The sequence below is a fragment of the Dietzia sp. CW19 genome (assembly GCF_014145265.1).
GTDB lineage: Bacteria > Actinomycetota > Actinomycetes > Mycobacteriales > Mycobacteriaceae > Dietzia > Dietzia natronolimnaea.
Genome location: NZ_JAALEE010000137.1, coordinates 1 through 10,340 on the forward strand (window position 1 = coordinate 1; position 10,340 = coordinate 10,340).

Annotated in this window: 8 protein-coding genes and 1 pseudogene; all 9 read right to left on the reverse strand. The window is 71.0% G+C overall.

Annotated elements, in window-relative coordinates; translation table 11 throughout:
- Positions 1–236, reverse strand: a 236-nt coding sequence (locus tag G6021_RS04745; RefSeq protein WP_347238914.1) for an enoyl-CoA hydratase-related protein, incomplete at its 3' end; no start/stop codon positions are given.
- Position 237: 1 nt separating this feature from the next.
- Positions 238–1,419, reverse strand: a complete 1,182-nt coding sequence (locus G6021_RS04750) for an acyl-CoA dehydrogenase family protein (protein ID WP_182639336.1) — start codon at positions 1,417–1,419, stop codon at positions 238–240.
- Between the two features lie 5 nt (positions 1,420–1,424).
- The gene (locus G6021_RS04755; protein WP_182640759.1) at positions 1,425–3,500 is read right to left on the reverse strand and encodes a biotin carboxylase N-terminal domain-containing protein; all 2,076 of its coding nucleotides are present in this window, start codon (positions 3,498–3,500) and stop codon (positions 1,425–1,427) included.
- Positions 3,501–3,511: 11 nt separating this feature from the next.
- On the reverse strand, positions 3,512–5,110 hold the full coding sequence (locus G6021_RS04760; RefSeq protein WP_179525934.1) for a carboxyl transferase domain-containing protein: 1,599 nt from the start codon (positions 5,108–5,110) through the stop codon (positions 3,512–3,514).
- Complete coding sequence (locus G6021_RS04765; protein ID WP_179525935.1) at positions 5,107–6,285, reverse strand: acyl-CoA dehydrogenase family protein; 1,179 nt, start codon at positions 6,283–6,285, stop codon at positions 5,107–5,109. The genes G6021_RS04760 and G6021_RS04765 overlap by 4 nt, the downstream gene beginning before the upstream one ends.
- Positions 6,282–8,093 carry an acyclic terpene utilization AtuA family protein gene (locus G6021_RS04770; protein ID WP_179525936.1) on the reverse strand — a complete coding sequence of 604 codons (1,812 nt, stop codon included), beginning with the start codon at positions 8,091–8,093 and terminating at the stop codon, positions 6,282–6,284. Before G6021_RS04770 ends, G6021_RS04765 begins: the two co-directional genes overlap by 4 nt.
- Complete coding sequence (locus tag G6021_RS04775) at positions 8,090–8,911, reverse strand: TIGR03084 family metal-binding protein (protein WP_182640760.1); 822 nt, start codon at positions 8,909–8,911, stop codon at positions 8,090–8,092. Before G6021_RS04775 ends, G6021_RS04770 begins: the two co-directional genes overlap by 4 nt.
- A 113-nt stretch (positions 8,912–9,024) precedes the next feature.
- The gene (locus G6021_RS04780; protein ID WP_182640761.1) at positions 9,025–9,732 is read right to left on the reverse strand and encodes a hypothetical protein; all 708 of its coding nucleotides are present in this window, start codon (positions 9,730–9,732) and stop codon (positions 9,025–9,027) included.
- Positions 9,733–9,877: 145 nt separating this feature from the next.
- Positions 9,878–10,340 (reverse strand): annotated as a pseudogene (locus tag G6021_RS04785) (hypothetical protein); the annotation flags it as partial.

The following is a 10,340-nucleotide window of genomic DNA, read 5'->3' on the forward strand; positions in this document are numbered from 1 at the left end:
GCCTCGCTGAGGTCGGCACCGGCGCAGAAGGTCCCGCCGGCGTGACCGAGGACCACCACGCGGGCACCGTCGTCCGCGGCCGCCCGGTCGAGCGCCGCGTGGAGCTGCTCGACCAGGGCGCTCGAGATGGCGTTGCGGTTGTGCTGCGAGTCGAGGGTCACGCGGGCGGCGCCCCCGGAGACCTCGTAGCGCACCAGCACCGGAACACCGACGGTCTGATCGTCCGCCGCGGCCACCTCAGTAGCTCCTCGGCAGCCCGAGCGAGTGCTGGGCCACGTAGTTGAGGATCATCTCCCGGCTGACCGGGGCGATGCGGGGCAGGCGCGATGCGGCGAGCATGCCGGCGAGACCGTACTCCACCGACAGGCCGTTGCCGCCGAGGGTCTGGATGGCCTGGTCGACGGTGCGGGCGGAGACCTCTCCGGAGGCGTACTTGGCCATGTTGGCGGCCTCGCCGGCGAGGTCGTCCAGGCCGGCGTCGACGAGCGCCGCGGCCTTGCGCATCATCAGCCGGGCCAGCTCCAGCTCGATCTTGCACTGGGCGAGGGGGTGGGCGATCCCCTGGTGGGCGCCGATCGGGGTCTTCCACACGGTGCGCTCGTTCGCGTACTTCGTCGCCTTGTCCATCGCGTAGCGGGCGGAACCGATCGCCATCCCGGAGGCCATGATGCGCTCGGGGTTGAGGCCCGCGAAGAGCATGAGCAGCGCGGTGTCGCCGTCACCGATGAGCGCGTCCGCGGGCAGGCGCACGTCGTCGAAGTACAGCTGGAACTGCCGCTCGGGCGTACGCACCTCGGTGGGGATGTGGGTGCGCTCGAGTCCGGGCGCGTCGGTGGGCACCATGAACAGGGCCGGCTGGAGCTTGCCGCTCGCGGCGCCCTCGAGTCGGGCCACCACGAGGATCGCGTCGGCCTGGTCGACTCCCGAGATGTAGGTCTTCTGCCCGCTGAGCAGGAAGTCCGAGCCGCCCCGGCGTGCGGTGGTGGTGATGGCGTGGGAGTTGGACCCGGCGTCCGGCTCGGTGATGGCGAACGAGGTGATGATCTCGCCCGAGGCCAGGCCTGGCAGCCAGCGCTTCTTCTGCTCCTCGGTCCCGAAGCGGGAGATGATCGTGCCGTTGATGGCGGGCGAGACCACCATCATGAGCAGCCCGGCGCCCGCGGCGGAGAGCTCCTCCTCGACCATCGCGAGCTCGGTCATGCCGGCCCCGCCGCCGCCGTACTCCTCGGGCAGGTTCACCCCCAGCAGTCCGAGCCTGCCCGCCTCGGTCCACAGCTCGTCGGTGGTCTCGCCGGCGTCGGACTTCTCGCGCATGTACTCCATGCCGTATCGCGAGCCCAGGTCGAAGGCGACCTTGCGGAGTTGCTTCTGCTCCTCGGTGTCGACGACGGGGTTGGGGATCTGAGAGATGTCGGTCATCGTGGTCACTCCTGGGGGGTGGTGGTGTCGGTGCTGGAAGGATCGGTGCTGTCGGCGTCGGTGCTGTCGGGTTCCGCGACGACGGCGAGGATGGTGCCGGTCTCGACCTGGGTGCCGACCTCGACGGGCAGCTCGGTGACGATGCCGTCCACGGCGGCGGAGATGGTGTGTTCCATCTTCATGGCCTCCATCCACAGCAGCGGCTGGCCGGCGGTGACGGTGTCCCCGACGGAGACGGCCACCCGGATGACCGCACCCGGCATGGGGGCGAGCAGCGAACCCGCGGCGACCTCCGCGCCGGGATCGGAGTACCGGGGCGGTTCGATGAGCGGGACCGGTCCGAGTGGCGAGTCCACCTCCACGACGGTGTCGGAGCCCACCACCTCGTACCGGGCCACGGAGAAGGTGTGGCGCACTCCCCTGACCTCGAGGTCCACCGCGTCGGGGCGGACCTGTCCGACGCGGACGACCTCGGCGAGATCGCCGTCCGCGTGGGCGCCGGAGCGGTCGCGGATGTACGCCACCTCTAACTCGTCCTCCCCGAACCGGTAGGTACGCCTCTGGAGCGTGCGGCCGACGTTGCGGAAGCCCGCCTGCGCCAGCGCCACCGGCCCGGCGGCGTGGTCGGCGGTCCCGGACACGATCGCGGCGGCCAGCGCGGAGATCACCACGGCCTCGTCGTCGGCGAGCGGGGCGGCGACCGCCTGCGCACCGTGATCGTCGAGGAACGCGGTCGACAGGTTGCCGGCGATGAACTCCGGGTGGCGCAGGACCCGGACCAGCTGGGCGCGGTTGGTCGTCAGGCCGTGGATCTTCGCCCGCGTCAGCGCGCCGGCGAGCGAGGCGCAGGCCTCGGAACGGGTACGGCCGTAGGAGATGACCTTGGCCAGCATCGGGTCGTAGTGCACGCCGATCACCGCGCCGTCCGCCCCGGGTTCGACACCGCTGTCCACCCGGATGCCCGGGCGGTGCGGGCCCTCGAAGGTCGAGCAGACGCCGGGGACGTCGAGCGCCCACAGGGTTCCGGAACCCGGCGTGTAGTCGCTCGCCGGGTCCTCGGCGTAGAGGCGGGCCTCGAACGACCAGCCGTGGGCGGCCGGGGGTGTGGTGGACGGCAGGGGAAGACCCGCCGCCACGTCCAGCTGGAGCGCCACCAGGTCCAGTCCGGTCGTGGCCTCGGTGACCGGGTGCTCGACCTGGAGACGGGTGTTCATCTCGAGGAAGAAGAACTCGCCGTCGTCGGTGGCCAGGAACTCGACCGTGCCGGCGCCGGTGTACCCGATCGCGGACGCGGCGTCGCGGGCCGCCGAGTACAACTTCTCCCGCATCCCCGGGGTCCCCTCGACCAGCGGGCTCGGGGCCTCCTCGATCACCTTCTGGTGGCGGCGTTGGATGGAGCACTCGCGCTCGCCCACCGCCCAGACGGTGCCGTGCGAATCCGCCATGATCTGGACCTCGATGTGACGGCCACGCTCGAGGTACCGCTCACAGAACACGGCGTCGTCGCCGAAGGCGGACCTGGCCTCACGCCGGGCGCCCGCGATCTCGTCGTGCAACGAGTCGAGGGTGCGGATCACGCGCATACCGCGTCCGCCACCACCGGCGGAGGCCTTGACCAGCACCGGGAGCATGTCCTCGGTGACGTCGGCGGGCTCGAGGTCGGCGAGCATGGGCACTCCGGCCTCGCCCATCATCTTCTTGGCCTCGATCTTGGAGCCCATGGCCTCGATGGCGGCCACCGGCGGGCCGACCCAGGTGAGCCCCGCGTCGATCACCTCGCGGGCGAACCCGGCGTTCTCGGACAGGAACCCGTACCCGGGGTGGATCGCGTCGGCTCCGGCGGCCCTGGCCGCGGCGATGACCAGGTCACCTCGCAGGTAGGTCTCCCCGGGGGTGTTGCCGGGGAGACGGACCGCGGCGTCGGCCTCGCGGGTGTGCGGGGCGCCCGAGTCGGCGTCCGAGTAGACCGCCACCGTGGTCATGCCCAGGGCGCGGGCGGTGCGGTGGACACGGCGGGCGATCTCCCCGCGATTGGCGACCAGGACCGAGGTGATCGGGGCTGGGGTGGGTGAATTCTGCATGGGTGTGTTCCTCACATCCGGAAGACGCCGAAGCGGTCGGTTCCGGCGACTTCTCCGGAGTGGATCGCGGACAGGCTGAGACCCAGCACGGTCCGGGTGTCGCGGGGGTCGATGATGCCGTCGTCGTAGAGCATCCCGGACAGGAATGCCGGCAACGACTCCTTCTCGATCTGGTCGGCGATCATGGTCTTGAGACCGTCGATCGTCTCCTGGGTCATCTCCTCGCCCCGGGCGGACGAGGCGGCGGCGGCCACGGACGTGACCACGTCGGCGAGCTGCTGACCGCCCATGACGGCGGACTTGGCGCTCGGCCACGTGTAGAGGAACCGGGGGTCGAAGGCGCGGCCGCACATGCCGTAGTGGCCCGCGCCGTACGACGCGGCGGTGATGAGCGACAGGTGCGGGACCTCGGAATTGGAGACCGCGTTGATCATCATCGAGCCGTGCTTGATGATGCCGCCGCGCTCGTACTCCGAGCCCACCATGTATCCGGTGGTGTTGTGCATGAACACCAACGGGGTGTCGTAGCGGTTGGCCAGCTCGATGAACTGCGTGGCCTTCTGCGCCTCCGCACTGAACAGCACGCCGCGCGCGTTGGCGATGATGCCCACCGGGTAGCCGTGGATCTCGGCCCACCCGGTGACCAGGCTCGCCCCGTAGAGCGGTTTGAACTCGTCGAAGTCGGACCCGTCCACGATGCGTGCGATGATCTCGCGCGGGTCGAAGGGGATCTTGAGGTCCTCCGGGACGATGCCGAGGAGATCCTCGGCGCCGTAGAGCGGCTCGATGACCTCGGCGCGCGGGGCCCGACCGGACTTCGACCAGTTGAGCCGGCGGATGATGCCGCGCGTGATGCGTGCGGCATCGGCCTCGTCGAGGGCGTAGTGGTCGGCGAGGCCGGAGACGCGGGCGTGCATGTCCGCACCGCCGAGGGTCTCCTCGTCGGCGATCTCGCCGGTGGCGGCCTTGACCAGCGGGGGTCCGGCGAGGAACACCTTCGAGCGCTCCTCGATCATGACCACGTGGTCACTCATCCCCGGGACGTACGCTCCGCCGGCGGTGGAGTTGCCGTAGACCACGGCGATGGTGGGGATGCCGGCCTTGGACAGGCGCGTGAGGTCGCGGAACAGCGCGCCTCCGGGGATGAACACCTCCTTCTGCGTGGGCAGGTCGGCGCCACCGGACTCGACGAGGCTGATCACCGGGAGCCGGTTCTTCATGGCCACGTCGTTGAGGCGGAGGATCTTGCGCAGCGTCCACGGGTTGGACGTGCCGCCCTTGACCGTGGGGTCGTTCGCGATGACCAGGCACTCCACGCCCTCGACCACGCCGATCCCGGCCACCACGGAGGCGCCGGTCTGGAAGTCCGAGCCCCACGCGGCGAGAGCGCACAGCTCGAGGAAGGGCGACTCGCGGTCGAGGACCATGTCGATCCGCTCCCGGGCGGTGAACTTGCCGCGCTCGCGGTGGCGGACGACCTTGCGCTCGCCGCCGCCGGCGAGCGCGGGTTCGAGATCGGCGGTGAGCTGGGTGAGTTTGTCCTCCATCGCGGCCTTGGCGGCACCGAACTCGGCGCTGGTGGTGTCGAGCGTGGAACGCAGGATGGTCATGCGGTGTACCCCAAACGTCGTCCGGCGAGGGTGGTGAGGATCTCGGTGGTGCCTCCGCCGATGCCCAGGAGGCGGACATCGCGGTACTGGCGGCTCACCTCGGACTCGGCCATGTAGCCGAGACCTCCGAAGAGCTGGAGTGCTTCGTTGGCGACCCACTCCGCGCACTCCACGGCGGTGTTCTTGGCAAAGCAGACCTCGGCGATCGCGTCGTGCCCCGCCGCGGCCAGGTCCACGCACCGGTGGGTGTAGGTGCGGGCGACGTCGATACGGCGGGCCATCTCGGTGACGGTGTTCTGCACGGCCTGCCGGGAGAGCAGGGGGCGGCCGAAGGTCTCACGCTCCCGCACCCAGTCCAGGGTGAGGTCGAGGCATCGCTGGGCGTGGGAGTACCCCTGGGCGGCCAGCGCCGCGCGTTCGCCCACGAAGCCGATGGCGATCTGGGCGAACCCGTCGTGCTCGGCGCCGACGAGGTTCTCCACCGGCACCCGGCAGTCGGTGAACGTCAACTCGGCGGTGTCCGAGGCACGCCAGCCCAGCTTCTCCAGCGGGGCGGAGCGGTGGAAACCGGGGGTGTCGGTGGGGATGACGAGCAGGCTGACGCCCGCCGCTCCCTTCAGGTCGTCACCGCCGGTGCGCACGGCGGTCACCACGAAGTCGGCGCGGGTACCGGAGGTGATGTACGTCTTGGCGCCGTTGACGACGTAGTGGTCGCCGTCCCGGCGGGCGGTGGTGGTGAGGCGTCCGACGTCGGAACCGCCGCCGGGCTCGGTGATGGCCAGGGAGCCGATCAACTCGCCGGCGAGCGTGGGCCTGACCCAGCGCTCGATCTGGTCGGGTCGGCCGGACTGGGCCAGGTGGGGGGTGGCGATCCCGCAGGTGAACAGCGAGGCGAACACGCCGCCGGCGACGCCGGCCTCGTGGAGTGCCTCGCAGACGATCAGGGAGTCACGCATGTCGCCACCCCCGCCCCCGACCTCCTCGGGGAACGAGACACCGAGCAGGCCCAGCCGGCCGGCCTTCGCGTGCAGCTCGCGGGGCAACGCGCCCGCGGCCTCCCACTCGTCCTGGTGGGGCAGGATCTCGCGCTCGGCGAAACGGGTCGTGGTCTCGCGCAGGGCGAGACTCTCCTCGGAATACCAGGGATCCCCCGGTACGTACGGCGGGATGGTCACGCGTTCTCCTCTGCGGGTGCCGGCTCGGCGGGTGCCGTGGCGGCGGGTACGGGGGCGGTGATGTCGTCGGGCACGTCGATGAGGCGGGAGCGGAGCCACTCGGCGAGTCCCTTGGCCTGGGGGTCCCAGCGGTAGCCGTGGGCGACGCCCTTGCCGAGCAGTCCGTCGATGACGAAGTTCACGGCATTGATCCGGGGAAGTTCGTATCTCTCGACCGGGAGGTCGGCGGTCTCCGGGAGCAGGCGACGCAGCTCGTCGACGGTGAGGGTCTCGCGCATCCAGCGGTAGGCCGCCGCGTCTCCGGCCCACAGACCGATGTTGGCGGTCCCGCCTTTGTCTCCCGAGCGGGCGCCGAGCACGTCCCCCAGGGGCCTGCGCGTGGTGGACGCCGTCGACCGGGAGGACGGGGACAGCGATGCACCCTCGGCGTCGAGGCCGTCGGAGGCGTGACCGTCGCCCATCTCCTCCGTGTGTTCCGGAGGCGCGATGTCCACCCGGGTTCCGTCGGGGAGCACCGCGACGTGCGGCACCTTCTCCTGGTCGAGGTAGGCGGGGACGTACACGCCGTACGGGCCGCCGCGACCGGGGGGCGCGCTCGGCGTGGCACCCGGGTAGCTCGCCAGGATCATGGCCACCGCGGCGTCGGAGAACGCCCGGCCCACCACGTCGGAGTCCGGGTCCCAGGCGACGACGGTCAGCAGTGCGGTCGCCGCGGCCTGGGTGTCGGCGTCCGCGTGGTCCGTGCGGCTGAGGCGGAAGTCGATCTCCGCCGGACGGGTGACGAGGCCGGCCAGGATCTGGCGCTCGACCAGTGCGGCCTTGTCCTCGATGTCCAGCCCGGTGAGCAGGAACGTGACCTCGTTGCGGAAGCCACCGAGGCACGTCACCGACACCTTGGTGGTGGTGGGGGCGGTCTCGCCGCGCACACCGGAGATGCGGACGCGGTCGGGGCCCTCCTGCTCGAGGCGAGCGGTGTCCAGGCGGGTGACGACGTCGGGCCCGCCGTAGCGCGCCCCGGTGACCTCGTAGAGGAGTTGGGAGGTGACGGTGCCGACCGTCACCGCTCCCCCGGTCCCGGCGTGCTTGGTGATGACGGAGGTGCCGTCGGAGGCGATCTCGGCGATGGGGAAACCGGGGGTGACGGGGTCGGCGATCTCACCGCGGTTGAAGAAGGCGTAGTTGCCGCCCGTGGCCTGGGTCCCGCACTCGATGACGTGCCCCGCGACGGTGGCGCCGGCGAGGGCGTCGAGGTCCGTCCGGGTCCACCCGAAGTGGCTGATCGCCGGACCGACGATGACCGAGGCGTCGGTGACGCGACCGGTGACGACGATGTCGGCACCGGCGTCCAGACAGCGGGCGATCCCGAAGCCCCCGAGGTAGGCGTTGGCGGTGACCGGGAAGCCGGCGTCGGCCGGGATGTCGAGTTCCGAGACCCGGTCGATCAGGTCGTCGCCCTCGACGTGCGCGACCCGCGGGGACAGCCCCAGCCGCGATCCGAGCTCGACGACCGCGCCGGCCAGGCCGGCGGGGTTGAGACCGCCCGCGTTCGCGACGATCCTGACGTTCTTCTCCAGCGCCAGCCCGAGACAGTCCTCGAGCTGCCGCAGGAAGGTCTTGGCGTACCCGAGCTCCGCGTTCTTCATCCGGTCGCGGCCCAGGATGAGCATGGTGAGTTCGGCGAGGTAGTCGCCGGTGAGGACGTCGAGTTCGCCCCCCTCGAGCATCTCGCGCATCGCGGAGATGCGGTCACCGTAGAAGCCGGACATGTTTCCCACGCGCAGCGGCGCGGCGAGGTTCCTCACGGTCATGCCCGCGCCCCCTCCTCGCGGCCGCCGCCGGGCAGGCCCGCGAAGGCCTGGGCGATCCGCAGCCACTCCTCCGCGTCCTCGCCGACCGCCTCGAGGGCGGTGTCGGCGCGGTGGACGCGCTGGGTGACCAGCAGGCAGAAGTCGAGCACCGGTCCGGTGACTCGCTGCTCGGCGTCGGCCGGGCCGAACTCGAGGACGGTGCCGTCGGGCAGGGTGAGCGCGAGGTGGACCTCCGAGGACGGGGCCTCGAGTCCGTTCATCAGATACGCGAAGCCGCGGGTCTTGAACCCCAGACGGGCCACGTGGGGCAGCGCCGCGATGAAGGCCGGGTCGGAGTCGAGCGGGATCCCGACGGCGTCGGCGACGTCGATGCCGTGTGCCCAGGTCTCCATGATCCGGGCGGTCGTCATGGACTTCGGCCGCATCGGCGGTCCGAACCACGGGACCTGGTCGCCCGGATCGGCGGCCTTGAGCGCGTCCGCGAGTTCTCCCCGGGCCAGGCGCCACCGGGCGAGCACCTCGTCGCGGCCGGTGGCGGCGATCTCGGCGGCACCGGCGTCCACGAAACCGGTCGGATCGGCCATGGCCGTCTCCACCACACCCTGGAAGGCGTCCGGATCGGTGATGGCGGTGACCGAGACCTCGTCGGTCCAGGCCAGGTGCGCGATCTGCATGCCCACGTCCCAGCCCACGGCCGGGGTGTCCAGATGCCAGACGTCGGGACCGGCGGTCTCGACGAGGTCGTCTAGTCGGGCGCTGAGCGCGGCCAGGACCGCGTGCGGGTCCTCCGTCGCCGAGGGCCGGATGTTCGTCTGCATGGCATCAGACTCCCACCGCGCCTCGAATAAAGCAAGCATGCTTGCTTGCTTTTTTGGCACGGCGTTCTCCCGGTGCGGACCGGGAGGATCACCTCACCCGCCGTCGCGCGGGGTCACACCGGGCACCCCAGGGTGTAGTTCCACTCGGTGCCGTTCCGGGGGGCGTCTACCTTCACCGTCATCGATGTCGACACACCGGGGGGCACGTCGATCCATACGTGCCAGTCTCCGTTGGTTCCCACGTAGCCCGGGGTGGTCCACAGCACGGTTCCGTCATAGGCCACCTCGACGAAGTCGGGCACGTAATAGGTCTCCAACCGCAGCAGTACCCGGCCGCCGCCGCTGCGGCCGATCTCATGCCTGTTGGTGAAGATGCCCTGCCGCCCGGAATTGGTGAAGGTGTTGCACGGCGTGACCGGAGCCAGGACCACCTGGGTCGCCGCGAGGACCCGATCCCACCCCACTTCACCGCGCGACGCCCTCTCCGCGAGGGTCATGATGTCCTGCGAACCCCCGGGGATCCCCTGCACCACCCGGAACACATCGAGGATCTCTCCACTGCGGATGTTCGCGATCAGTTCGTTGAGATTGGCCAGGGACCCGTTGTCCAGCGCTCCCCGGGCACCCGGGTTCATCCCCTCGATGATGGCCTCCAACTCCTGCACACTCCCGGCGGCGTCCCCGAGCTCGCTGCCGAGTTCGGCACTGGAGGGGGACCCTGTCTGGGTGGTGGCGACCGGCGCCCCGACCGCGACCACAGCCGCGGCCATCAGCGAGGTGGCGGCGACGACCGGGACTCTGGCGATGATCGAACGTGTCATGCGGACTCCTCGTAAGACGACCGCACGGGACGTGCGCCCGGCGGGCCCGGACGATGGACGGTCTCCACCGACGCTAGGCAGCCGAGGCGCAGGGGTCTGTCCTACGTTCGCTCCATGTCCGCCGGTCCGGGCCTCGCGACGAGCCTCACGGTCCGAACTCGAGGAGTTCGCCGGGGATCGACAGACGGACGGAGGCCAGGTCGGCCCCGAGCCCGCTGTCGAGCGGCACACCACGCGGGGGGCGCGCCACGAGGTTGACGGCGCGGAGGTTGGGCAGCAGGTAACGGCGGGTCTCCATGCCCTCCAGCGCGGGCAGGAGTTCGCGGAAGCGGTCGATCGTGAGCTCTCCGGCCAGCCACGCGAACGCGGAGTCGTCCCAGGTCCAGACCGCGATGTTCACCCCTCGGCCGACCACGCCTCGACGCACGCTCGCGACGGAACCCAGCACGGACGTCACCGGCTCACCACCGGGCACGGACCCCCGCGACCACGGGGTGGGCAGCTCGCCGGGCCCGATGTCCGCGGTCTCCACCGGGACGGGCACCGCGACGCCTTCACCGCCCGGGAGGACGACGGTGTGTCCGGCGTCCGCCTGCGCCAGCGGGCGG